22 protein-coding genes are annotated in these 25217 nt (G+C 56.1%); 2 read left to right on the top strand and 20 right to left on the bottom strand.

Features of this window, described 5'->3' with window-relative positions:
- Window positions 1-3: 3 nt before the first annotated feature.
- The 19 genes from ACED87_RS05435 to hisS form a co-directional block, all read right to left on the bottom strand.
- Complete coding sequence (locus ACED87_RS05435) at window positions 4-987, bottom strand: aspartate carbamoyltransferase catalytic subunit (RefSeq protein ID WP_449082921.1); 984 nt, start codon at window positions 985-987, stop codon at window positions 4-6.
- Window positions 988-989: 2 nt separating this feature from the next.
- Window positions 990-1610 carry a bifunctional pyr operon transcriptional regulator/uracil phosphoribosyltransferase PyrR gene (gene pyrR, locus ACED87_RS05430; RefSeq protein WP_449082919.1) on the bottom strand — a complete coding sequence of 207 codons (621 nt, stop codon included), beginning with the start codon at window positions 1608-1610 and terminating at the stop codon, window positions 990-992.
- A gap of 175 nt (window positions 1611-1785) precedes the next feature.
- A complete protein-coding gene (nusB, locus tag ACED87_RS05425; RefSeq protein ID WP_449082917.1) occupies window positions 1786-2196 on the bottom strand; it encodes a transcription antitermination factor NusB in 411 nt (136 codons plus the stop codon).
- 5 nt (window positions 2197-2201) lie between these two features.
- Window positions 2202-2765: an elongation factor P gene (gene efp / locus ACED87_RS05420; RefSeq protein WP_449082915.1), complete on the bottom strand. Its 564-nt coding sequence runs from the start codon at window positions 2763-2765 to the stop codon at window positions 2202-2204.
- Window positions 2766-2949: 184 nt separating this feature from the next.
- Complete coding sequence (gene aroB / locus ACED87_RS05415) at window positions 2950-4044, bottom strand: 3-dehydroquinate synthase (RefSeq protein ID WP_449082913.1); 1095 nt, start codon at window positions 4042-4044, stop codon at window positions 2950-2952.
- Window positions 4041-4661 (bottom strand): shikimate kinase, encoded by a 621-nt coding sequence (locus ACED87_RS05410; protein ID WP_449082911.1) that lies wholly within the window; start codon window positions 4659-4661, stop codon window positions 4041-4043. Before ACED87_RS05410 ends, aroB begins: the two co-directional genes overlap by 4 nt.
- Before the next feature lie 2 nt (window positions 4662-4663).
- Entirely contained in the window at window positions 4664-5878 is a 1215-nt protein-coding gene (aroC, locus tag ACED87_RS05405) for a chorismate synthase (protein ID WP_449082909.1), read from the bottom strand.
- A 101-nt stretch (window positions 5879-5979) separates the two neighbouring features.
- Window positions 5980-6909 carry a shikimate dehydrogenase family protein gene (locus ACED87_RS05400; RefSeq protein ID WP_449082907.1) on the bottom strand — a complete coding sequence of 310 codons (930 nt, stop codon included), beginning with the start codon at window positions 6907-6909 and terminating at the stop codon, window positions 5980-5982.
- The gene (gene mltG / locus ACED87_RS05395; protein ID WP_449082905.1) at window positions 6909-8129 is read right to left on the bottom strand and encodes an endolytic transglycosylase MltG; all 1221 of its coding nucleotides are present in this window, start codon (window positions 8127-8129) and stop codon (window positions 6909-6911) included. Before mltG ends, ACED87_RS05400 begins: the two co-directional genes overlap by 1 nt.
- Complete coding sequence (gene ruvX, locus ACED87_RS05390) at window positions 8122-8640, bottom strand: Holliday junction resolvase RuvX (RefSeq protein ID WP_449083055.1); 519 nt, start codon at window positions 8638-8640, stop codon at window positions 8122-8124. Before ruvX ends, mltG begins: the two co-directional genes overlap by 8 nt.
- A 28-nt stretch (window positions 8641-8668) precedes the next feature.
- A complete protein-coding gene (gene alaS / locus ACED87_RS05385) occupies window positions 8669-11356 on the bottom strand; it encodes an alanine--tRNA ligase (RefSeq protein ID WP_449082903.1) in 2688 nt (895 codons plus the stop codon).
- 45 nt (window positions 11357-11401) lie between these two features.
- Window positions 11402-11872, bottom strand: coding sequence for a peptide chain release factor 4 (locus ACED87_RS05380; protein WP_449082901.1), 471 nt, complete (start codon window positions 11870-11872; stop codon window positions 11402-11404).
- On the bottom strand, window positions 11872-12300 hold the full coding sequence (locus tag ACED87_RS05375) for a DUF948 domain-containing protein (protein ID WP_449082899.1): 429 nt from the start codon (window positions 12298-12300) through the stop codon (window positions 11872-11874). The genes ACED87_RS05380 and ACED87_RS05375 overlap by 1 nt, the downstream gene beginning before the upstream one ends.
- 144 nt (window positions 12301-12444) lie before the next feature.
- A complete protein-coding gene (gene rpsD / locus ACED87_RS05370; protein ID WP_449082897.1) occupies window positions 12445-13077 on the bottom strand; it encodes a 30S ribosomal protein S4 in 633 nt (210 codons plus the stop codon).
- Window positions 13078-13413: 336 nt separating this feature from the next.
- Complete coding sequence (locus tag ACED87_RS05365; RefSeq protein WP_449082895.1) at window positions 13414-14217, bottom strand: hypothetical protein; 804 nt, start codon at window positions 14215-14217, stop codon at window positions 13414-13416.
- 251 nt (window positions 14218-14468) lie between these two features.
- A complete protein-coding gene (locus tag ACED87_RS05360; protein ID WP_449089666.1) occupies window positions 14469-15308 on the bottom strand; it encodes a hypothetical protein in 840 nt (279 codons plus the stop codon).
- Window positions 15309-15507: 199 nt separating this feature from the next.
- A complete protein-coding gene (locus ACED87_RS05355) occupies window positions 15508-16902 on the bottom strand; it encodes a replication-associated recombination protein A (protein ID WP_449082891.1) in 1395 nt (464 codons plus the stop codon).
- Between the two features lie 118 nt (window positions 16903-17020).
- Window positions 17021-18793, bottom strand: coding sequence for an aspartate--tRNA ligase (gene aspS, locus ACED87_RS05350; RefSeq protein WP_449082889.1), 1773 nt, complete (start codon window positions 18791-18793; stop codon window positions 17021-17023).
- 107 nt (window positions 18794-18900) lie between these two features.
- A complete protein-coding gene (gene hisS, locus ACED87_RS05345; RefSeq protein ID WP_449082887.1) occupies window positions 18901-20253 on the bottom strand; it encodes a histidine--tRNA ligase in 1353 nt (450 codons plus the stop codon).
- Window positions 20254-20557: 304 nt separating this feature from the next.
- Between hisS and ACED87_RS05340 the strand changes: the two genes are divergently transcribed.
- Both ACED87_RS05340 and ACED87_RS05335 read left to right on the top strand, forming a co-directional pair.
- Entirely contained in the window at window positions 20558-21847 is a 1290-nt protein-coding gene (locus tag ACED87_RS05340) for a DUF349 domain-containing protein (protein WP_449082885.1), read from the top strand.
- 160 nt (window positions 21848-22007) lie between these two features.
- The gene (locus ACED87_RS05335) at window positions 22008-22760 is read left to right on the top strand and encodes a hypothetical protein (RefSeq protein ID WP_449082884.1); all 753 of its coding nucleotides are present in this window, start codon (window positions 22008-22010) and stop codon (window positions 22758-22760) included.
- On the opposite strand, the gene ACED87_RS05330 is transcribed toward ACED87_RS05335, so the two are convergent.
- Window positions 22757-25135 (bottom strand): RelA/SpoT family protein, encoded by a 2379-nt coding sequence (locus tag ACED87_RS05330; protein WP_449082882.1) that lies wholly within the window; start codon window positions 25133-25135, stop codon window positions 22757-22759. The two genes, ACED87_RS05335 and ACED87_RS05330, sit on opposite strands and share 4 nt — an antisense overlap.
- Window positions 25136-25217: the final 82 nt, after the last annotated feature.

The following is a 25217-nucleotide window of genomic DNA, read 5'->3' as shown; positions in this document are numbered from 1 at the left end:
GGCTTAGGAATGAGCGTAGAAGTCTTGGGCAGAGCCACCGGTCATGAGTAAGTAAAGTGCCGCCATGCGCACAGACACCCCGTTGGTTACCTGGCGCAGCACCCAGGAGCGAGGCGAATCGGCTGCTTCAGCACAGATCTCAAGACCACGGTTCATCGGGCCGGGGTGAAGGATGGCAGTCTCATGGGAGGCAGCATCGAGACGGGCAAAGCGTTCAGGGGTTAGGCCCCACAGCCGCGAGTATTCCTCTGAGGAAGGGAAGAAGGCAGCATTCATACGCTCTTTTTGAATGCGGAGCATCATGACCGCATCGACCCCAGATTCGATAGCGTCATCGAGGTTGTAGTAAATCTCTGCAGGCCAGCTGTCAATATCAACCGGGAGCAGGGTGGGCGGGGCAACGAACTTAACGGTTGCACCCAGGGTATGAAGCAACCAGAGATTGGAGCGGGCCACACGAGAGTGCAGAATATCGCCCACAATGGCTACGCGCAGTCCCTCAAGGGTCAGGCCACGGGTTGCTACCCCCTCAACCTGAGCCTTGAACTGGCGCAGAGTCATAGCGTCCAGCAGAGCCTGGGTGGGGTGGGCATGGGTGCCGTCCCCCGCGTTGAGCACCGGAACATCAATCCAGCCAGCCTCAGCCAGCCGTTGCGGTGCCCCTGATGCACTATGGCGGATAACCACCGCATCAGCGTTGATGGCCGCTAGGGTCTGGGCGGTATCTTTGAGCGACTCGCCCTTAGAGACCGAGGAACCCTTGGCAGAGAAGTTAATGATGTCAGCAGAAAGACGCTTCTCGGCGGCCTCAAAAGATAGGCGGGTGCGGGTTGAATCTTCAAAGAAGAGGTTGACCACGGTGCGGCCCTGCAAGACAGGTAGCTTCTTCACTTCGCGCTTGCCGATTTCGCCCATGTAATCCGCGGTATCAAGGATATTGAGGGCTTCATCCAGGGAGAGATCCTTGGTATCAAGCAGATGACGCACGGCTACTCCCCTCCTTCCTGAGCTGAGGTCATGGAGCGGGCAGGCTGAGAGATGATAACTTTGTCATCCCCACCGTCGATAGGCGAAAGCAGAACCTTCACAGATTCGTGAGTGCTGGTGGGAAGATTCTTCCCCACATGATCAGCACGGATAGGCAGCTGGCGGTGGCCCCGGTCAACCAGCACAGCTAAGCGGACGGCTTCGGGCCGGCCATAGTCTTTAAGAGCATCAAGAGCAGCGCGGATAGTACGACCGGAGAAAAGGACGTCATCTACTAGCACAACGGTGCGCCCCTCAATTCCTGCTGCGGGCAGGCGGGTGGGCTCAGGCGTCCGCCCCGGTTTGGAGAGCAGGTCATCACGGTACATGGTGATATCGAGTTGCCCCAAAGAAAAAGCAGGGTTAAACCCAGAATCAGTCTGGGCAATTTTTTCTGCCAGACGCTGCGCTAAGGGGAAGCCCCGGCGCGGAATACCTAGAAGAACCAGGTTATCGCTGCCCTTATTGGCTTCAAGAATTTCGTGTGCGATGCGTGTAAGTGCTCGCTCAATGTCGGCTGACTCCAAGATAACCCGGTGAGAGCCTACTGCTTGGTCGGTGGATACACCCTTGGTATCGGTCATATGCCGGCCTCCTTCCCCGCCTCACAGGACGAATTTAAAGGTTGCTGTCACCCCTCAATCTACCATGTTCACCCTCATCAGGGCTAAACGTGAGACACGTTTCAATAGCTAGCGATTAAACCAGAAAAACCCACCGACTAGGTGGGTTTTTCTCATGTAGATGATACCTATGAGTCTAGGCCAGCAAGGTGGGCTTTACCTGACGCAGGCGATCGAGCAGACCATTCACGAATTTGGGTGAATCATCGGTCGATAGCAGGCGAACCAGGCCGGTTGCCTCTGAGATAGCCACAGCATCAGGGACCTCATCGTTAAAGAGGAGTTCCCAGGCACCCAGGCGCAGAGCCACACGGTCTACGCTGGGCATACGGTCCATAGTCCAGTCCTGGGCGTAGGTTTCAATGTACTCACGGATCTCTTCGTCGTGGTCGCGGACGCCACGAACAATCTGTTCAGAGTAGAGAGAAATCTGTGCTGAGGTATAGGTGCGACGGCGAATTAGGACGTCAATGACGTCCTCACCGCGCTGATCAGCCTCAAACAGGACTTCCAGGGCGCGAAGTCTAGCTTTGGTTCTTGAATTCACGGTGCTTAGTCGTTAACGCGGCCGAGGTAATCGCCGGTACGGGTATCGACCTTAACCTTGGTGCCGGTTTCCAGGAAGAGAGGTACCTGGATCTCAGCGCCAGTCTCTACGGTTGCAGGCTTGGTGCCACCGGTGGAACGGTCACCCTGCAGGCCAGGCTCGGTGTAGGTGATTTCAAGGACGACAGAGGCAGGAAGCTCAATGTAAAGAGGTGAGCCTTCGTGCATGGCGATGGTTGCAGTCTGGTTTTCCAGCATGTACTTGGCGGCGTCGCCCACGGTGACCTCAGATACGTTGATCTGGTCGTAGGTCTTCATGTCCATGAAGACGTAGTCAGTGCCGTCCTGGTAGAGGTACTGGTAGTCGGAGCGGTCCACGGTTGCGGTCTCAATCTTGGCACCAGCGTTGAAAGTCTTATCAACAACCTTGCCGGAGGTGACGTTGCGGAGCTTGGTGCGCACGAAAGCGCCACCCTTACCGGGCTTGACGTGCTGGAATTCGATGACGGACCAGAGGTTGCCGTCAATCTTGAGAACGACACCGTTCTTGATATCTGCGGTAGTAGCCAACAGACTCTCCTCTAAACTGAAATTTTCAATAAGCGTTGCGGGGTAAACCGTAGATAAGTCTACAGTGTGCTTTGCACGTTTGCGGAGTTTCTTGGTGAGGCTCACACGAGATATTAGGGACCAGATTACTCTCAATGGTATGTCTTGGCATGAAGTACTTTGGGAGTAATCTGGTCCCTACGCATTAGGCGGCAATTTCTTGGTAGGTCATGTAAAGAATGGAATCGTCAGGCACCTCGTAGATACGGGGTTTACCCAAGCTTTCAAGTACCACAAAACGCAGCATGTTACCGCGGGCCTTCTTATCACGGCGCATGGTGTCAAGGAGCTTGGGCCACCGGTCTGCCGGGTAGGTGGTGGGCAAATCAAGGGCGGTGCAGATAGCCCGAGTACGTTCAACGGTTGCTTCATCAAGGTAACCAGCTGCAAGGGAAAGCTCTGCGGCGAAGACCATACCGACCGCTACAGCAGCCCCGTGACGCCACTGGAAACGCTCGGCATGTTCAATGGCGTGCCCCAGAGTGTGACCGTAGTTGAGGAATTCACGGCGGCCCGATTCTTTCAGGTCCTCCGACACGACCTCAGCTTTAACCCGGATAGAACGCTCAATCAGTTCCCGCACCACATCAGATTGTGAGTCACGAATAGCAGCAGGGTTTGCCTCCATCAGATCGAGTATCACCGGGTCTGCAATGAAACCGCACTTAATGACTTCGGCCATGCCAGTCAGTAGTTCATGCTCAGGTAGGGTGCGTAGCACTCCTAGCTCACAGAGGACGGCGGCCGGTGGGTGAAAGGCTCCTACCAGGTTCTTGCCCTCTGCGGTGTTGATACCGGTCTTACCGCCGACTGCTGCGTCCACCATGCCCAGTAGCGTGGTAGGAATGTGAATGACGCGGACTCCACGCAACCAGGTAGCTGCCACGAACCCGGCCAGGTCGGTGACTGCACCGCCGCCTACGGAGATTACCGCATCGGTGCGGGTGAAATCATTCTGACCCAGTACCTGCCAGCAGAAAGCTGCTACTTGAATGTGTTTGCCTTCTTCGGCGTCCGGAATCTCAGCAGAAAAAGTCTGGAAACCTGCTGTACGCATCTGCTCCATGACCAGCTCCCCGGTGGAACGCAGGGCGCGGGGGTGAATGACCAGGATGCGCTGGGTGCGGTTACCGAGAATCTCAGGGATTGCACCGAGCAGGTTATGGCCTACATAGACATCGTAGTTTTCAGAAGGCTGGGTGCCGGTAACGGGGATGACGGTGGTAGCCTGGTCGCTCACGCTTGAGCCTTTCGGGTTTTGATGATGAAGTTCTGAATTTCTGCTGCCATGTCTGCAATTCCTCTGCCGCCGCGGGCGTCAAGGGTGTAGCTGGCTAGCTCTTCGTAGCGGCTGCGGCGGGCTTTGAAAATTTCGGTCCACTTTTGCACTGGGTTAGGTTGCAGAAGGGGCCGGGTTTTGCTGTTCTGAATGCGCGGGGCCACAGTCTCAGCATCGACCTTAATATAGATAACGGTTTCGTCTTTGAGCAGGCTAGCTACCTCTGAGGTCATGGGCGCTCCCCCGCCTAGGGAGAAGATGGTGTTGCGCCGGGCAGGTGAGGTCAGCACCTCCCGGATAACCTCTGCTTCAATACGACGGAACTCTGCCTCACCGTAGTCAGCAAATATTTGTGACACCTCACCGTATTGTTCAACGATGAGGTGGTCAGAATCGAGGAACTCGTAGCCGTAGAAGCGCGCCAGGTGCGTGCCTATATACGATTTTCCTGCTGCCATGGGGCCGATGATCACGACCGGCCGGGATTTTTCGATATAGGTTTCTTGCACCTCACGCACCTGGTTGGGTGCGAGAACCTCGGTCATGTCGATCGCGTGGTCACGTGATCGGGGGGTCATGGTTAGGCGTCCCACCCTGCTACGTTAGATTCCCAGGCCAGGGACTCGGGAATGGCAGCTAGGTAGGAGTCCATGTTGCGGCGGGTTTCAGTGATGGAGTCTCCACCAAATTTCTCGAGGGCAGCTTCTGCAAGAACGAGCGCCACCATCGCCTCTGCGACAACACCGGCAGCAGGTACCGCACACACGTCTGAGCGTTGGTGGTGGGCGCGGGCGACCTCACCGGTGGCGGTGTCGATGGTTGCCAGGGCCTTAGGTACGGTGGCGATAGGCTTCATGGCTGCACGGACGCGCAGCAGGTCGCCAATGGTCATGCCGCCTTCGATACCGCCTGCACGGTTTGAGACTCGCTGTACGCCGTGCTCGCCGGGCACAATTTCGTCGTGGGCGCGAGTACCGGGGCGCTTGGCAGTTTCAAAACCATCGCCTACCTCTACGCCCTTGATGGCCTGAATGCCCATGAGGGCAGCAGCCAGGCGGGCATCAAGGCGGCGATCCCAGTGGACGTAGGAGCCAAGTCCCGGGGGTAGGCCGTAGGCTAGAACCTCAACCACGCCGCCGAGGGTTTCGCCGTCCTTATGGGCCTGGTCTACGGTAGCTACCATGGCCTCAGAGGTGGCAGCATCAAAGCAGCGCAGGGGGTCAGCGTCGAGGGCGGTAACGTCACGAGGGGTAGGACGCGGGGCATCAGCAGGGGCTGCCACCTCGGCGATAGCGGTAGTGTGGCTGACAAGCTCCACGCCTAGAGCCTTGAGAATCTGGGCTGCAACAACGCCAAGGGCGACACGGGTTGCGGTTTCACGGGCGCTGGCTCGCTCCAGAATGGGGCGGGACTCATCGAAACCGTACTTCTGCATGCCAGCGAAATCTGCGTGACCGGGGCGGGGGCGGGTAAGAGCCGCGTTGCGGGCCCTACCTTCAATCAGGGAAGGGTCAACAGGGTCAGATGACATAACATCAACCCACTTGGGCCATTCGGTGTTAGCAATCTCGATTGCTACCGGCCCGCCCTGGGTCTTGCCGTGGCGCACACCGCCCAGGATGCGCACGCGGTCTTCTTCAAACTTCATGCGGGCACCGCGGCCGTAGCCGAGGCGGCGGCGGGCTAGAGCATCGCGCACCATCTCACTGGTAAGTTCAACACCTGCCGGTACGCCTTCAATAATTCCTACCAGGGCTTCACCGTGGGATTCACCGGCTGTGAGCCAACGCAGCATCTCTAACCTTCTTTACCTTTGCCTATGAGTCTTGTGTTCTAAGATTTCCAAAAATAGCGGTCGATAGCAAACCGCCGCTTCATCATTCGGTATAAAGAGTCTCAGCGAATGATTGAGCTGATTTCGTTAATCGGTTCAGGGGCAAAGCCCGTCACAGGAAGACCCACTGCGTGACGCATGGCCGCAAGAACCTCATTTTGTTGTGGCAGTGGGAGCGACCGGGGGTGACCGGTAAAAAGCTTCACCTGGTCTACAGCCTGATACATCAGCATCTCTAAGCCGCTGGTCACTACCCCACCGAGAGATTCCCACTCCTCGGCTAAGGCCGATGGCCAAGGGTCATACGAAACATCAAGTAGGTAACCGGCCTGCTGGTCTGTGCCAGCAGTAGCCAGCAAATGGTTAGCAGCCCCCGCTGGTAGGGTGCAAATAGTAATATCGAACTCGGCGTACCGCTGAGCAAAGTCGGCAATGGGCAGGAAGTCAAGGCGCAAACCCAGGCGGGTGGCGGCGTCCGCAACCCCCTGAGCACGGCTAGCATCTCGCACAAAGACACGGACGCTCTGAGCTCCCATAGCGCGCACAGCAGCTAGGGCTGCGGTTGCGGTGCCACCACCACCGATAATGGCAGGGGTGACAGGCTGACCTGTAAAACCTGCCTGGCGCAGGGCATTGACAATACCTGAGACATCGGTGTTATCACCGTACGAGACGAACTTACCGTCGGGGCCCTGTTGCCAGTAGACAGTATTAACAACACCCACGGCTTGAGCAAAGGGAGTCAAATAATCGAGGTAGCCCTTAACCGCAGATTTGAGGGGCATGGTCACGGAAAAACCGCGGGTGCCCTGCTGCGGAGTATAGCGAGCAAAAACCTCTGCCAGCTGATTCTCACGGGTATCTAAACGCTCATACCTGATGTCGAGGCCCATCACCTGGTAGGCAGCCCGGTGCAAGAGGGGTGACTTACTGTGTGTAATGGGGTGCCCCAAGACAAAAGCCTTGGGGCACTTTGCTACTTGCCCATTCATTAGGAGCAGACACCTTCATGAGTCGCACAGAACTGGTTGTACACTTCAACATTCTTGAGGTGTTCCTCGTAGGTCTTCGCGAAGAGAGTTTCTCCGGTAAAGAGATCAACGGTCACCCAGAAGTAGTAGTCGTTCTGTTCAGGGTTAGCAGCAGCCTTAATGGCAGCCAGACCCGGAGAACCGATGGGACCTTCCGGTAGCCCCTTGTAGTAGAAGGTGTTGTACTTGTTGTTGGCGTCCTGCTTCTGCTCGTTGGAGATGTGATAGCTCTGAATACCCAGACCGTAGGCCACAGTCGCATCAGACTGAAGGTAGCCGCTGGTCTCACCCTCAGGGTTGTTCATGCGGTTCTCAATAGCCCCGGCAATAGGGTAATAGTCAGCCTCACGGCCCTCAAATTCCAGGATGGAGGCAACAGTGACCACATGGAAAATGCGGTCGTCTCCCGAAACGCCAGCTTCCTCCAGGGCCTTGAAGGTGTTATCAACCATTATCTGCAGAATCTCTTGAGCATCGGCGTCCTTGGGGAAGCGGTATTCGCCGGGGAAGAGGAAACCTTCAATGGTGGGGAACTGAGAGGGTATGCCGAAGCGGGTCGGGTCGGTAGACAGGGCCTTGAACTCCTGGGCACTAATACCGGTGCCAGCTGATAGAGCCTCAAAAGTTTTATCCATACGCCAGGTACGGGCAACAGCAACATAGTTAGTGTTAGCCTCATCAAAACGCAAGAGCTCGCCCAGGGCAGCAGAACTACTCATCTCTTCTTGCATCGTGTACTCACCAGGCTGGAAGAACTGGCCCTGACCTTTTTCAGAATACTCCTTGAGGAAGCGGTCAGCATTAGCGATAATGCCCTGCTCCTCTAGAGAATTAGCGATACCAATTGCCGAAGCTCCCTCAGGGATGGTGAAAGTAACCTCGGTGCCGTTACCATCGCCCGCAAAGTCTTTACGCTCAAACCAACCGAACTGGGGTGCTAACACTGAGACGATGAGCACCAGGGCTACTGCAAATACTAGGCCAGCGGAAATAATGAAGTTGCGGGAGCGGCGGCGGGTTCTGGCACGCTCATCTGCAGTGTATTCGTCTTCGTCAATGGCTGTAAAAAAGCTGTAGCTGTTGGAGGTCTCTTTATTGGAGGCTAATAGCCCGTCCAGGTCGGTCTGGTGGTTCTTAGCCATATGGCGCGGGGGGCGGTTAGAACTCGAGTTTTCAGTCATTCGGGTTCTCCGTTTCGTCTGTGGAGGTTCTGGGAATAAGCGCATCGTGTGGGTCACTGAGCTCAACTTGGTAGCCAGCTAGGTGCTGACCAGCTTTGAGAGTGTCAACAGCGTGCTGCAGGATGTTGACGGCAGCTACCTGATCGACCATGGTTTTAAAATCTCTGCTCGACACCCCGGCCTCGTGCAGTGAGCGGTGAGCGCTGACCGTGGTAAGTCGCTCATCGACCAACCATACGGGCACAGATGCACCATCGGCAGCGAGTTCTTCCACCAGGGCCTCGGCATACTCGCGAGCCATGAGGGTTGAGGGGCTCTCTCCCCCGCGCATGGTTTTGGGTAGCCCCACAAATACTTCGGTGACTTCGTTAACCTCAATAAGTTTGCGAAGTACCCGCCGGTCCGAGTTCTTTTTGAGATCTCGGCGCAGGGTTTTGAGGGGTGTTGCGAGTATGCCGTCGGGGTCGCATAGGGCCAGGCCGACGCGGGCGTTACCCACGTCGACTCCCATGCGGCGGCCTCTGGTGAAGGTCACTGGGTTAGGCTCCCAGCTCTGAGATAGCTGATCGAATAGCGGTGAAAGCCTCGTCAATCTTGGTGGCGTCCTGGCCGCCGCCCTGGGCGACGTCGTCTTTACCGCCACCGCCGCCGCCAAGCACACCGGCGGCAATACGGACCAGGGCGCCTGCCTTCACACCAGCGTCACGAGCAGCCTGGTTGGTGGCAACCAGAATGACGGGGCGGCCATTATTGACACCGGCAACTGCTACGGTGGCGGCGTCCTCACCCAGGCGTGAGCGCAGGTCAAGGGCAAGCTCGCGCACGGCGTTGGCATCTAGCTCCCCCGCATTGTGCAGTAGGGTGCGGACGGAGCCAACCATCTGGGCGGTTTCGGTCAGCTTACCGGCCTCAGCCTGGAGCTTCTCCTTGCGGAGCTTAGCTAGCTCCTTCTCAGCTTCCTTGAGCTTTGCCAGGGTCTGGTTAATCTTTTCGGGCAGTTCATTGGAGGACTGCACCTTCATCAGGCCGGTGAGCTGGTTGACCAGGGTACGCTCAGCAACCAGGTGATTAAAGGAATCCAGGCCGACTAGAGCCTCAACACGGCGGTTGCCTGAACCGACGGACTGCTCGGTGAGCAGGGTCAGGGAACCAATCTGGGCGGTAGAACCAACGTGGGTACCGCCGCAGAGTTCTCGGGAGAAGTCGCCGCCCATTTCGACGACGCGCACGGTGTCACCGTACTTTTCACCGAAGAGGCTCATGGCGCCCAGCTTCTTGGCCTCGTCCAGGGGCATTTCGCGGGTGATGGTCTGGAAGTTATCGCGGATAGCGGTGTTAGCTACCTCTTCAACTTCCTGTTTTGCGGCGTCGGAAAGACCTTCGCTCCAGGCAAAGTCAAAGCGCAGGTAGCCTTCCTTGTTGAAGGAGCCACGCTGGGTTGCCTCGTTACCGAGTACCTGGTGCAAGGCTGCGTGGATGATGTGGGTACCGGAGTGGGCCTTTTCGCCGTCCTGACGGCGCTGTACATCAACCTGGGCTACCACGGGAACACCAGCAGCGACCTCACCTTCGCGCACAATAGCACGGTGGACGGAGAGGCCCTTGACCGGCTGCTGAACGTCTGAGACGTCGATGATGAAGCCGCTGCCGGTAATAACGCCAGTATCGGCGGCCTGGCCACCTGCTTCTGCGTAGAAGGGGGTTTCATCGAGAACAATCTCAACCTTCTGACCGGCAGAGGCCGCGGGTACAGAGACACCATCGACGAGAATAGCGCGCAGGGTGGTTTCGGTGCGTAGCTCGTTGTAGCCGGTGAAGATTGAGCCGCGTTCGTCAGCGAGCTGGCGGAAGACTGAGAGGTCGGCCATGCCGCCCTTCTTAGCTTTAGCATCGGCCTGGGCACGGTGACGCTGTTCTTCCATGAGGGCACGGAACTGGGCTTCATCAACCTTTACACCAGCTTCTTCAGCCATTTCGAGGGTTAGGTCGATGGGGAAACCGTAGGTGTCGTGCAGGGCAAAGGCATCTGCACCTGAGACTTCGCCCTTGCCGGCGGCCTTAGCTGAGGCAACGGCTTCTTCTAGGCGGGTGGTGCCAGATTCGATGGTCTTAAGGAAGGCCTTCTCTTCGGCGTAAGCAATGCGTGAGATACGCTCAAAGTCTTCTGCAACGTAGGGGTAGGCACCGGCCATGGCGTCCTTTGAGGCGGGGAAGAGGACGGGCAGGCAGGGCTCGGTGACGCCCAGCAGGCGCATGGCGCGGATAGCGCGGCGCATGAGGCGGCGTAGAATGTAGCCGCGGCCTTCGTTGGAGGGGGTCACGCCGTCTGCGATGAGCATGAGGGATGAGCGGATGTGGTCGGCAACCACGCGCATGCGCACGTCGTCTTCGTAGCCCGCATCGTTGGCGTTTTCTGAGCCGTGGTACTTCTTGCCAGAGAGCTTTGAGGCGGCATCAAGGACGGGGCGCACCTGGTCGGTTTCGTAGAAGTTCTCTACACCTTGCAGGAGCATGGCTAGGCGCTCTACACCCAGGCCGGTGTCGATGTTCTTCTTGGGTAGTTCGCCTAGAATTTCGAAGCTGTCTTTGCCGGTGCCTTCGCCGCGCTGGTACTGCATAAAGACCAGGTTCCAGATTTCGATGTAGCGGTCATCATCTGCTGCGGGGCCACCTTCTTTACCGTATTCGGGGCCGCGGTCGTAGAAGATTTCGGAGTCGGGGCCTGCGGGGCCGGGCTGGCCGGTTGACCAGTAGTTCTCTGCCATGCCCATCTTCTGGATGCGTTCGGCGGGGAAGTTTACGTCTTTGGTCCAGATGTCGTAGGCTTCGGTGTCACCTTCGTAGACGGTAACCCAGAGGCGCTCAGGGTTTAGGCCATAGCCGCCATCTTCAACTGAGGAGGTGAGCAGCTCGTAGGCCCAGGGGATAACGTCCTTTTTGAAGTAGTCACCGAAGGAGAAGTTACCAGCCATCTGGAAGAAGGTGCCGTGGCGGGCAGTTTTACCTACTTCATCAATGTCGAGGGTGCGGATGCACTTCTGTACGCTCACTGCGCGGGAGAACTTGGGGGTCTCACGGCCTAGGAAGTAGGGGATGAAGGGCACCATGCCTGCAATGGTGAACATGGCACCGGGCTCGTGTGATACGAGTGAGGCTGAGGGAACTACGGTGTGCCCGCGCTTTTCGAAGAATTCGATCCAGCGCTTTGAGATTTCCTGTGAGAGCATCGAGGCTTTCTTCCTTCGGTTGGTTTTAAATCTTGGGTGGTTCGCTTATGCGAAAAAGTCTTTGCCGAGTTCAGCATCGCGCTCTAGGCGGCGTCGTATCTCGGCTTCACGCCCGGTCAGTTTCTGAGACGGGGGCAGGGCTTCTGATTCGATGATCAGGCCGTCGTCTAGTTGCTGTGCTGTACCTTGCTGTTGCCAGGTGTCGAGTGAGCCGGGGCGGACGTCCTTGGTTTGGGTGTCGAAGCGCTCTTTGAGTTCGGTTTCTTTTTCGTCCATACCTGCTTTGACGGTGGCTGCGAAGCTGATGGCTTTGAGGGCTGCGCCTTTGAAGGGGGCGCCGTATTTGGAGTCAAAAAAGTGAGCCATGGTGCTATTTTCTGCTGTGAATCGTTGCAGGGTGTGACGGGCTGAGACTTCAAGGTCGGTGGACGCTGGTGAGGGGGTGCGGGTGCGTGTGGCTAGATAGCCTGCGGCGGCACCACCGGCGATGAGCAGTACATTTTTGAGCAGTCCCATTAGTGGCCTTCAGTTGAGCTGCCGGGGTGGGGTTGTGCTGCAGCGGGTGAGCTTGTTGCGGTGGGTGCCGCTGATGAGGAGGGGGCGTCTCGCTTCACTGCTTTGCGGATGCCGTGGGAGAAGGCGGCGACCTTGATGAGGGGCTGGCCTACGGTGGAGGTGACGAGGGATGAGAGGGCAGAAACGTTTGCTGAGGCGTCAGAGACGTTGCTGGTGATGTTGTCTACCTTGTCGATTTGGGCGTTGGTGCTGGCCACTGTTTTGGTGACTTCACCGATGAGGGGGGTGGTTTCGTTGTTGAGGGACCGTATGGTTGCGGTGAGTTCGTCGAAGACTTTGCCGAGTTTGAGGATGGGTAGGGCGAGCAGGGCCACGAGGATTGCGAATACTCCTGCGGCTATGAGGCCTGCAATATCTGCTCCGCTCATGGCTTTCCTGCTTTCTGCCGTGGTACCCGGCTGGTAAAGGACACGATTTGATAACAATCTTACTTTACATGGCATTAAGGAGCCAGCCCGCTCCCCTGTCCCTATTGTGGGGGCAGGTGGGCGGGCTGGTTGTGCTTGGCGTGTTTAGGCCAGGCGTGAGTAGTATTCAACCACGAGCTGCTCTTCGCAGGTCACGGGGATTTCTTCACGCTTGGGTGAACGCTCTAGCTTGGCGTGGAGCTTTTCGATCTCTACGTTCAGGTAGGCGGGGGTGTCAGGCAGGACGTCCTGGTGTGCGCCGGTGGCTGCAACCTGGAAGGGTGCCATTTTCTCGCTCTTGGGGTGAACGTGGATGAGCTGGCCGGGCTTGACGCGGAAAGAGGGGCGGTCAACGCGGATGCCGTCTACCATGATGTGGCGGTGGACGACGAGCTGACGTGCCTGTGCGATGGTGCGAGCGAAACCTGAGCGCAGGACGAGGGCGTCTAGGCGGGTTTCGAGGATCTCGACCAGGTTCTTACCGGTCTGGCCTTCGATGCGCTTGGCTTCGAGGTAGGCGCGGCGCATCTGTGCTTCACGGATGTTGTACTGTGCGCGCAGACGCTGCTTCTCGCGCAGCTGGGTGGCGTAGTTTGAGTCTGCCTTCTTGCGGCTGCGGCCGTGCTGGCCGGGGCCGTAGGGACGACGCTCGAGGTACTTTTCTGCCTTGGGGGTCAGTGCGATGCCGAGGGCACGTGACTGACGCACGGTACGGCGGGTACGGTTGTGGTTTGCCACAGTTCGTATTCCTTTTCTTTAGCGGTTGGCACGGCCTGTAACGCATATACGGTGGTGTGCTGGGCTTTTCCCACGGGTGTGGGTGTGCCATTGTTCTGGTGGTCTGGCCTCCGGTGGGCCGCCCACGGTTTGGGCGGTGGAGAGTAGAGAGCAGCCGCACTCTTGCTACTACGAGCTACCCGGTGATCAGTTTCTGCGCCCTTGCCGGGGCGGACGCTGCGTTTTGGGTAGTCTGCCAGCCAAGATTTAAGCATACAGCTCTGTCTGCTAGAAGTCTCTAGCAGGCAGAGCTGTAGCGGTGTGGGTTTGTCCACACTGTTAGGTTAGAGGGGTATTTTAGTAAATGCCGTTGTGGTCGTAGTTGAGGCCTGAAGGTGCAGCGTTTAAGGCAATCCGGGAATCAACTGATTCACCCCATGCGATAGGTGTAACCGGTACGCGACTTGAGAAAGCCTTAAAACCGTACTTGTAACCATAGCCAGCAGCACGCCAGGTGGCACGTGCAGCTTCGTAGTATGCGATAACTTTGGAATCGTTTACGTAGTTATCGCCAACAATGCTACGCAGGTCAGGTGCACCATCAGTTAGGGGGGTGACAACGATTGCGTTCTTGATGCGGCCGCTACGGGAAAGCCCATCACCAAAACCAAAGACCATATCAGCTGAGTTCTTGAAACTGGAAACAGAACCGCCCAGGAAACGATCAATAGTCCAAATGTAGGATTTTTGCCCAGCTACTCCGCTATGAATTTCTGCGACTTTGCCATAGGAGCTCAATGCACGTGTCATCCAACGAGTAGCTGAATTTTCTGTAACACTAGTCTTGGGCAGGTCAATACGGAATTGCAGTAGGTGCTCGGTAGGTGCTTGGTCGTTATTACGAACATTCACGTAGGCATCTTGAGCGAAACCATCTAGTGCAGAGAGCGGGGAAAAGAAATCAACAGTAATTTCACCATTGCGAACGGTGTTTGATGAAGCAAATGCTTGGTCAATCATGGCTGCAAGTACGCGATTAATAGCAGGTTCTGAACTGGTCTCTGCAGCAGATGCCTGAGATGGTAAAGCAGTAAGAGCCAGTGAACTAAGTGAACCCGCTACAGTTGCTTTAAGCGCAGAACGGCGGTTGAGTGAAATCATAATCGTATCCCCTAATTACTTTAGTATGAACAGAAAAATGTATTCAGACAAGATACCTAGCTAGTTTCCATCTTATCTTCTCCTAATATATCAATTATTTATAGGAGTCAGTCTCTTTGTATCACTACTATTCCATGCACACTTTAGTGGACAAATTTTTATCCATCATTCTAAAAACGGAAGAAACCCTATGGGCTTCCATAGGGTTTCTTATCCTGATTCTGCTATTACAGTACGCTGAATTCTATTGTTTAGAAGATACCATCGCGGGTACGGCGGTAGTAATCAGTCTTCGCGTAGCCAGTGAAGTTACCGGTAACAGTAGAATCCACAGGAGTGTTTACATAAACAGGAGTTTCAGTGGTGTAAGGAACTGAACCGTTGGTGTTACCCAAATCGCCACGGAAGGTGTATGCAGCCTTAGTTGTTGATTCGTGAACAGCAAGCTTTGACTTGTAGTATTCAGCACATGCCGCATTGGTAAGATCAACAGTATCAGGCAGCTTGGGTGAGGGGGGCACAAGTGCAAGAGGAGTGAGAACTATCTTGCTTGTAATACGCCCAAAGCCACAGATGCCATCACCAATACCAATCCTGAAGTCAGCTTCATTATCTCCAGATCCTGAAGCGGGAATAACCCCAACAAATGTCCAAATGTAGGTGCGGGTCTTGGTGGCAGCGTTGTACCCCCGATCCTGCACGTTTCCCCAAGAAGTCGCTGTTGACGTTACAGAGCGGCCAGTTGAAGAGCAGTTAGTATCGTTGAGGTCAACAAGTTCAATCTTCATCACCAAAGGGTTGGTAGCAGTGAAAACCGCCTCACAGGCTGAGTTGTTTTTAACGTTTACATACGTTTCGGCAACGAAACCGTTGAAATCGCCCATGGAGTAGATATTAAGCTCCATGTCATAATTAGCGCATGGATAGGTCTGCTTAAATTCAGCAAAGGCAGTATCGATTGCCTTGATAGTTGCAGTGCTACAGGCAGTAGGGGAAGCAGCATAGGCAGGGATTGCAGTGGTTGCAACAACTGCAGGAGCCGCCCAAGCGGCACCCTTAGCCAGGGTACGGCGTGAAACATTGTGAGTCATGATGTTATAAATCCTCATCATAAGGTGTAAAAAGACGTGACCTCACTACAAAGAACAAGTACACCCTAGTGCTCAGCGCCTTGCCCTTATAAGGTCTACACAAAAGTCTAAAGGTTTCCTGGCAAAAAACCAGAGAACACACCAGCCTACATGTATGGCATGCAGCACACTAAGATGTCGGCAGAACAGCCCACATTACTTATAAGCCCCGCAAGGCCCTAATACGCCGCAACCGATCCCCCAACTCCTTCTCAGCACCAAAAACCGTAGGCGAGTAATACACCTTCCCCACCAGAGCATCAGGCGCGTACTGCTGACGGGCCACCCCACTCTTCTCATTATGGGGGTAAACATAACCCCTCCCATGCCCCAACTCAGCAGCCCCAGGGTAATGACCATCCCGCAAATGCAGCGGCACCGGCCCAGCCAAGCCAGCGCGGACGTCCGCCAGCGCCCCATCAATAGCCCGATACACCGCATTCGACTTAGGGGCAGACGCCAAATGAATCGTCGCTTGCGCCAAATTCAAACGAGCCTCGGGCAGCCCCACTAGCTGTACCGCCTGGGCAGCGTTCACCGCTGCGGTCAAGGCAGTCGGATCAGCCATTCCGATATCCTCACTGGCATGCACCATCAAGCGGCGGGCAATGAAGCGGGGATCCTCCCCCGCCTCAATCATGCGGGCAAGGTAGTGAAGGGCGGCATCAACATCTGAGCCCCGAATGGACTTAATGAAGGCACTGGTGACGTCATAGTGCTGATCCCCCTGCTTGTCGTAGCGCACAACTGACCTGTTAACAGCTAAAGCCGCGTGCTCAGCCGTCACCGGCAAAGGCTCACTCACCGAAAACTCAATCTCAGCGTCCTCAGCCTCACCAAAAGCCACAGCCGCAGCAGCCTCCAAAGACGTCAAAGCCTTACGGGCATCCCCATTCGCCATCTTAACCAGATGCTCAGCGGCCTCTTCATCTAGGTCAATCACACCAGCAAAACCACGAGCATCCGCAACCGCCCGTTGGAGCAGTTCAGCGATGTCTGTATCGGTGAGCCCCTGCAGGGTCAGAAGAATAGAACGCGACAGCAAAGGCGAAATCACCGAAAAAGAAGGATTCTCAGTGGTTGCCGCCACCAGCACCACCCAGCGGTTCTCCACCCCCGGCAGCAGGGCGTCCTGCTGGGCTTTAGTGAAGCGGTGAATCTCATCAAGAAAAAGTACGGTAGTCAGCCCACGAAAATCACGGTCCTCAAGGGCCTGATCCATGACGGCGCGAACGTCCTTAACCCCGGCAGTAATGGCAGAGAGCTCAACAAACTTACGCCCGGCTCCCCCGGCAATCACGTTGGCCAGCGTAGTCTTACCTGTACCGGGCGGGCCCCATAAAATAACCGAACTCGGGCCAGCCGGCCCACCACCCTCACCCGCCAGAACCCGCAAAGGTGAGCCAGGGCCCAGCAAATGCTTCTGCCCCACCACCTCATCGAGGCTACGCGGGCGCATACGCACCGCCAAAGGAGCCCGTTCCCGCCTACGCGTCACCTGCTCACTATCGGTATCGGGCTGAGAATCATCAAAAAAGAACAGAGAAGGTTCCATACACCATTTCCTTCCAAGCCAGTAAGACACACCCACCTACACAAAAGTGCCCAGCAAAAACCTGGGCACTTTTCTCGGAACATCAAGGCAAACTGCTATACAGCCCGAGAAGGGGCGCTTACTTCTCGCCGTCCTTCTTAGGCTTGAAGTCCACACCGGCTTCCTTACGCTGCTGCGCGGTAATCGGCGCAGGGGCTGCGGTCAGCGGGTCATAGCCGCCACCGGTCTTGGGGAAGGCAATCACATCACGAATTGAATCAGTGCCACCGATTAGCTGCAACACACGGTCCCAGCCGAAAGCAATACCACCCATGGGGGGCGCACCGAAGCTGAAAGCCTCCAGCAAGAAGCCGAACTTCTCCTGGGCCTCTTCCTCAGTAATACCCATAACCTTGAAGACACGCTCCTGCACATCACGCTGGTGAATACGGATAGAACCGCCACCAATTTCGTTACCGTTACAAACAATATCGTAAGCATAGGCCAGGGCCTCACCAGGGTTCTCATCAAAAGAGTCAAGGAACTCAGGCTTAGGTGAAGTGAAAGCGTGGTGCACAGCAGTCCAGGCAGAGTGGCCCAGGGCAACGTCACCAGAAGCGGTAGCGTCAGCGGCAGACTCAAACATGGGGGCATCAACCACCCAAACAAAAGACCAGTCGCCCTCCTTAATCAGGCCGGTGCGGTGGCCAATCTCAACACGGGCTGCACCCAGCAGGGCGCGGGAAGCCTTAGCCTCACCGGCGGCAAAGAAGATGCAGTCACCGGGCTTAGCACCGGTAGCCTCAGCCAGGCCCTCACGCTCAGCATCAGTAATGTTCTTAGCAACGGGGCCGGTCAGCTCGCCGTCCTCCTGAATCAGCACATAAGCCAAACCCTTAGCGCCGCGCTGCTTAGCCCACTCCTGCCAAGCATCCAGAGTACGGCGGGCCTGAGAAGCACCACCAGGCATCACAACAGCACCAACATAAGGTGCCTTAAAGACGCGGAAAGTGGTGTCCTTGAAGTAGTCAGTCAGCTCAGTCAGTTCCAGGCCAAAGCGCAAATCAGGCTTATCTGAACCATACTTCTGCATGGCGTCCTTATAAGTGATGCGCTCAATGGGGCGGGGAACCTTCACATCAATAAGACCCCAGACCGCCTCAACAATACGCTCACCCAGGTCAATAATGTCTTCCTGATCAACGAAAGAAGCCTCAATATCAAGCTGAGTGAACTCAGGCTGACGGTCGGCACGGAAGTCCTCATCACGGTAGCAGCGGGCAATCTGGTAGTACTTCTCAAGGCCACCCACCTGCAAAAGCTGCTTGAAAAGCTGGGGCGACTGAGGCAAGGCATACCAGGAGCCAGGTGCCAGGCGCGCAGGCACCAAGAAGTCACGGGCACCCTCAGGGGTGGAACGAGTCAAGGTGGGGGTCTCAACCTCGGTGAAGCTCTGGCCGTGCAAAACCTCGCGGGCTGCACGGTTAGCCTCCGAGCGCAGACGCATCAGACGGGCAGGCTCCGGGCGACGCAAATCAAGGTAACGGTACTTAAGGCGAGCCTCTTCACCCACTTCAACGTGCTCATCAATCTGGAAAGGTAGAGGCGCTGACGTGTTAAGCACCTCAGTCTCCTTGACCATCACCTCAATCTCACCGGTGGTCAGGTTGGGGTTCTCGTTGCCTTCAGGGCGGCGGGTTACCTCGCCCACAACCTTGAGGACGTACTCGTTGCGCAGGTGCTCGAAGTCGGCTTCATTGTGGAAAACTACCTGGGTGACACCTTCACGGTCACGCAGGTCAACGAAGGCCACGCCACCGTGGTCGCGGCGGCGAGATACCCAGCCAGAGAGGGTAACGGTTTCTCCGATGTTCTCGGCGGTCAGCTCGCCGAGGGTATGAGTGCGTAGCACTGAGTTCCTTTCGATGGGGCACGGTACCGGGAGGCACTGTAAAAGTTCAGTTTGCACCCGATTTTACCGTGTTGTGGTGCACCTGGCACCGGTTAGTCGGGTGTGAATTAGGCGGTAGGGAGCACGCGCACGTGCAGGTCCTCGGCAGGTGGCGCCCAGGTGGCGGGGTCTGCGGCTACCTGTTCGCCGCTACGGATATCTTTAACCTCATGGGTCAGCTCGCCGCTCTCCCCTACTGAGGTGAACCAGACAAAGGGGATTCCGCGCCTCTCAGCATATTTAATCTGCTTACCAAACTTAGCGGCAGTAGCGGAAACCTCACAGGCAACCCCGCGGGCGCGCAAGGCATCGGCCACATCCTGGGCACCTGACCACATCTCATCGTTAGTGAGGGCAATCAGGACGGCGGTGGGCACCTTACGAGTAGCCTCAGCAAAACCCTGAGACAAGATACGAGCCACCAGGCGGGTCACACCAATGGACAAGCCCACACCAGGGTAAGTCTTCTTACCATTTGAGGCCAGAGATTCATAGCGGCCACCAGAACATATAGAACCTAGCTGCTCGTGGCCCACCAGCACAGTCTCATAAACAGTACCGGTGTAGTAGTCCAAGCCGCGGGCAATAGAAAGATCAGCAACGACCCTACCAGGGGCGCGCTTAGCAGCCTCACCGATCACCTCGGTCAGTTCTGCCAGACCCTCATCAAGTAGCTGATGGGTTACGCCCAAGGCCCGCACCTGGTCAGCAAAAGAAACATCTTCAGCGCGGATGCTAGCCAGCTTCAAAGCGGCAGCAGCCTGCTCATCGGTAGCGCCGACCTCCTCTTTAAGGAGCTGGGCGACGGCGTCCGCACCAATCTTTTCAAGCTTATCGATATTGCGCAGAACCCCGGCAGTATCGGTCAGGCCAAGGCCCAGGTAGAAGCCCTCCGAGAGCTTGCGGTTATTAACCCGCAACTTGAAATCAGGGATAGGCAACTTAGAGAGCGCATCAACAATGACCAGGGCCAGCTCCACATCGTAGCGGAAAGGCAGGGTGCCATCGCCAACGACATCCACATCAGCCTGAGTGAACTCGCGGGCACGACCCTCCTGGGGGCGCTCACCACGCCACACCTTCTGAATCTGGTAGCGCATGAAAGGGAAAGAAAGATAACCGGCGTTCTCTACCACGTAGCGGGCAAAAGGTACGGTCAAATCAAAGTGCAGGGCCAGCTTTTCTTTCTTGCCACTGCGGGACTCGTCCGCATCGTCCAAAAGGCGAGAAACAGCGTAGACCTCTTTATCAATATCGCCCTTACGCAGAAGCTGCTCAATGGTCTCAACCGAACGAGTCTCAATCGAGGAAAAACCATGCAGCTCAAAGGTCTCTCGCAAAGTATCGAGAACAAAATTCTCTACCAGGCGCTCCTCAGGCAGGTGCTCCGGAAAACCAGAAAGCGATTGTTTGCGAGCCATGTGCTCCCCTTTTATCGAATGAAAACGGTCGAAGTAAACAGCCTGCCCTCACCCAAGAAACAATCTCTTGAAAGAGCACAGTCCCTATTAATACTAGACCGAAGGGGCACCAGCCCGGTAATTACACCCGTAAGCGCCACAAACACGCTATGCTGGTAACTGCGCCACCTGCGCCCGATAGATTATTGCCGCCTCACCATGAAGCAGCAACCAGCCCTATCGACACGGCCCGGTCTGGTGCGCTTTTCATTACTTAAACAGGGAGACATACTCCCCCACTACTGATGCGAAAAGAGTTATAGCGGTGACTACCCAATCCGACGACACCACCCTCAACGTAGACCTCGAAAAGGCCCGCCAGTTCGGCCGCGTAGACGAAGACGGCCACGTATTCGTCATCGTTGACGGTGAAGAATACGCAGTAGGCCAGGTACCCGGCGTAACCGCCGACGAAGCCCTCACCTACTTTGCCCGCAAATTTGAGAACTTTGAAGCTCAGGTTGCCCTGCTTGAAGAGCGCGTAGAGCGCAAAGCCAAAGCCGCCGACCTGCAGAAAGCCGCAGCCCACCTGGGCCAGCAGGTTGCAGCCCGCAACATGGTTGGCGACTACGCAGCCCTACAAGAACGCCTAGTTACCCTGGTCAGCAAAATCAATGAGCGTGAAGAAGCAGAAAAAGCTGAAAACGCCGAAGCCCGCCAGGCTGCCCTCGAAGCCCGCGAAGCCATCGTCTCAGAAGCTGAAACTATCGTAGCTAAAGACGATTCCAGCATTCACTGGAAGAACTCCCACGCCCGCATGAACGAGCTTTTTGAAGAGTGGAAGAAAACCCAGAAAGAACATCACCTAGCCAAGAGCATCGAGGACGAGCTGTGGAAGCGTTTCCGTGCAGCCCGCACCAGCTTCGACCGCCGCCGCCGCGCCCACTTCTCCCAGCTCGATGAAGCAAACGCCAAGGCTAAGCGCGTGAAAGAAGCACTCATCGCTGAAGCTGAAGCCCTGCAAAACTCCACCGACTGGGGCGCTACCACCGCTAAGTACCGCGACCTAATGGACCAATGGAAGGCTGCCCCCCGCGGCACCCGCAAGGAAGATGACGCCCTCTGGGCCCGCTTCCGTGCAGCCCAGGACGTCTTCTTCGACGCCCGTACCGCCGTTAACGCCGAACTGGACAAGGAATTTGAGGCAAACCTCGAAGCTAAAGAAGCCCTGCTTGAAGAAGCCCGCGCCATCCTGCCCGTCACCGATATCACCGCAGCCAAGAAATCCCTAGAAGGTATCCTTGACCGCTGGGAGGCCATCGGACGCGTACCGCGCAACTCCGTGCGCCGTATCGAGCAGGAGCTGCGTAAGGTTCAAGACGAAATCCACCGCGCCGAAAACGCTAAGTGGCAGAAGACCGACCCCGCTAAGCAGGCCCGCGCCAACTCCATGCTCACCCAGCTTGAAGACGCTATTGCCGGTCTAGAAGCAGACCTGGCCAAGGCTGAAGCGAGCGGCAACGCCCAGAAGATTAAGAAGGCCCAGGAAGCCCTGGACGCCCGCAAGCAGTGGCTAGAGACCCTTAAGGCTTCTTCCGCTGAGTTCGGTGCCTAAACCCCAGCATTTTCTGTGACGTCTTTATGACAAGGAACCCCCGTCTACCGGCCGGTAGGCGGGGGATTTCTGTGGATAAATAAGCTCTGATGAGGGACGTTATCCACAATCTGCTAGTATCCCAAGCCCGCACCTTTCTCAGTGTGCTAGAAACATAGGCATGGCACATCTCAACTCACTTGGTGCTCTCTCCGAGCTACCCCTGCCCCTAGCCCCAGGCCCCCTCAGGGCAGGCAATACCCTGCAAATTATCGCCCGCGATAAAAAATCATTCGCACCCATCAAGGCTGAGAACCAGCAAGTAAGCTGGCAAAACTCACCCACCCTCGTCCGCCTCTACACGCAAGAAACCACGGGGCTACAAACCCGCCTCTGGCGAGCCTTCATCAAAGACCGCAACCTCGTACCCTTTCACCACGATATCTACCGGGAAGCAGAAGATGAGCCCACGCCCCTCACCCGGGCCGCCAGCTTAGGCCTACTCACCCCGTCAGGGTATCACCACCGTATCCGCTACTCACGAAGCACCGCTGCCTGGGTACTAGGCTACCTGCCAGAACTACCAGAAGGGCGGCTACACGTAGACTACGACCGTGATAACAGGTGCAACCTCCCCCGCCCCTATCGGGCAGGGTTCGCTACCCACCAGGCTGTACTGCGCCCCTACGAAACCATCACAATCGGCCCCATCAAACTAACCAGCCCACTCAAAACAGCCCTAGATATCATCATTCACTCCACCGATGACCAAGAGCTGATGATCGTCAAAGAAATCCTGATCGACAGCCACAACAGCGTCACCCCGCAGTTGCTGCTACAAAGCGCCCGAGAGCACCTAGCCCGAAAGTCCCCGGCCCTGCTGAGAGCCCAACATTTAGCCCACCAAGTAGCAGCCGCCGCACATGAAATCTAGCCCTGCTTATTCTTCAGGGGGCGGGAACCTGTCAGACGGTAAGCATTATAAATACCTGGAACGTTACGAATCTGATTCAATAGGTGCTCCAGCATGAACCGGTCAGAAAGCTCCACGGTGTAACGATTCACCGCAAAACGGTCATCACTGGTGTGCACCTTGGCATCTACAATATTGCAGCCAGCCTCAGAAATCACACGGATAGTATCAGATAGCAAAGCCTTACGGTCAATGCCCTCCACCTGAATCGAAACCCGGTAGACAGAATTACTGTGGGAGGCCCACTCCACCGCGGTCTGGCGGGGATCATCAGCCTGACTCAGCACATTAGGGCAATCAGTGCGGTGCACCGAAATACCCTGCAAACGGGTCACAATACCCACAATCTCATCAGGCGGAACAGGGGTACAACAGCGAGCAATCTTCGTCAAAATACCCTCAGCACCGGGCACGACCACACCATTATCGTCACCAGCTGACGGGCGGCTAGAGACCAAAGAAGCATCAAAACTATCAAGCTCAACAGCCTGATCAACCTCGTCCTCACCGTAGTAGAGGTTCACCAGGGAAGTAATAATAGCCTGGGTTTCAACCTCATTCTCACCCACAGCATGGTAGAGGCTGGCAACATCGTGCTTATGCAGATCGTGAGCCACCTGAAGCATCAGCTCCGGCGTCATCATCTTCGTCAAAGGCAACTCGTGCTGGCGCATAGCCTTCACCACGCGTTCCTTGCCCCGGTTCATGGCCTCAATACGCCGACCCTTAGCATAGTGCTGGCGAATCTTCGTGCGAGCCTTACTGGTGCGCACAAACTTCAGCCAGTCCTCACTCGGGGCATGGTTCTCGTCCTTGGTCGTCTGAATCTCAACCGTAGAAGCAGTCTCAAGTTCAGTATGCAGGGGCACCAGCCTACCGTTGACCTTGGCCCCAATAGTGCGGTCCCCCACCTCAGTGTGGATAGCATAAGCAAAGTCAACAGGGGTAGCGCCCACCGGCAAAGTAATCGGCTTACCCTGCGGGGTAAAGACCACAATCTCATCAGTCTCTAGGCGCTCAGACAACTGCTGATAGAACTGCTCAGACTCAGGGTTAGATGAGGAAATCTCAGAAATTGACTGCAAAATCCCGATATTGAAAGCAGCAGTATGGGTGCTCGGCTCCTTGGGGGTAAGATCAACTTTCTCCCCCCGTGAAGCAGCCTTATAGCGCCAATGCGCAGCCACACCATACTCAGCCTCTTCGTGCATCTTATAGGTGCGAATCTGAACCTCAAGAGGCAGCCCGCCAGGCCCATGCACCGTCATGTGCAGCGACTGGTAATGGTTATTCTTAGGCTGCTTAATGTAATCCTTAAAACGACCGGGCACAGCCATCCACAAGGACATCACATGGCCCAAAGCGGTATAGCAATCCGCCTCGGTCTCCACCATGATACGCACAGCCAGAATATCGTTGATTTCATCAAAGCTCTTACCCTTAGTCTTCATCTTCTGATGAATCGAGTAATAGTGCTTAGGGCGGCCCGTCACAGTACCCTCAAGGCCCACCTGAGCCAGACGGTCTTCAATGGTTACACGAGCCTCAGCCAGATACTTCTCAAGCTTAGGGGTGCGCTCACCGACCATACGCACAATCTCAGCGTAAATATCGGGGCTCATTGCGGCAAAAGACAGATCTTCAAGCTCCCACTTGATAGTGTTCAAGCCCAGACGGTGAGCTAGCGGAGCATAAATCTGCAAGGTCTCCTCAGCCTTCTTAGCCGCAGAAGCACCAGAAACAAACCGCCAGGTTCGAGCATTGTGCAGACGGTCAGCCAGCTTAATAAGCAGCACGCGGGCGTCCTGCGACATTGAAATGACCAGCTTACGAATCGTCTCAATAGGGGCGTTTTCACCGTAACTCACCTTATCGAGCTTGGTCACGCCATCTACCAGGTAGGCGACCTCCGCACCGAAATCAGCGGTTAGCTGCTCCTGGGTATAATCGGTATCTTCAACCGTATCGTGCAGCAGACCAGCGACCAGCACCGTGCCGGTAGCACCCAGCTCAGCAAGAATAGTGGCCACAGCTACCGGGTGGGTGATATAAGGGTCACCGCTCTTACGTTTCTGCCCCCGATGGTAATGGTTTGCTACCTGAAAAGCCCGCTGAAGAACCTCAAGATTCTCATCAGGGTGGAACTTCTTAACAGTACGAATCACCGGGGCCAGCACCGGGGAAAAACGTGGGGCAGGGTTCTGTTCCTGCTCCCGCCCAAAGACCAGGCGGGTAGGCACACGCCCCGAAGCGGACATCACCCGGTGCGACCCGCGAACCGGCCGCTTCTGCTCTGCGCGGGCAATCTTCTGACTGCTCTCTTCTGACCGGCTCATGCCCAACTCCCCCTCGAAACTGAAATACTCGTGTGGGACTATCTTAGAATATTTCAGCACCCTACGTCACAAAAACGGGAGC

The organism is Rothia sp. 32237D007AR, from assembly GCF_053544675.1.
Note: the sequence above shows the minus strand (reverse complement) of the source record. Positions and strands in the feature narration are given on the sequence as shown.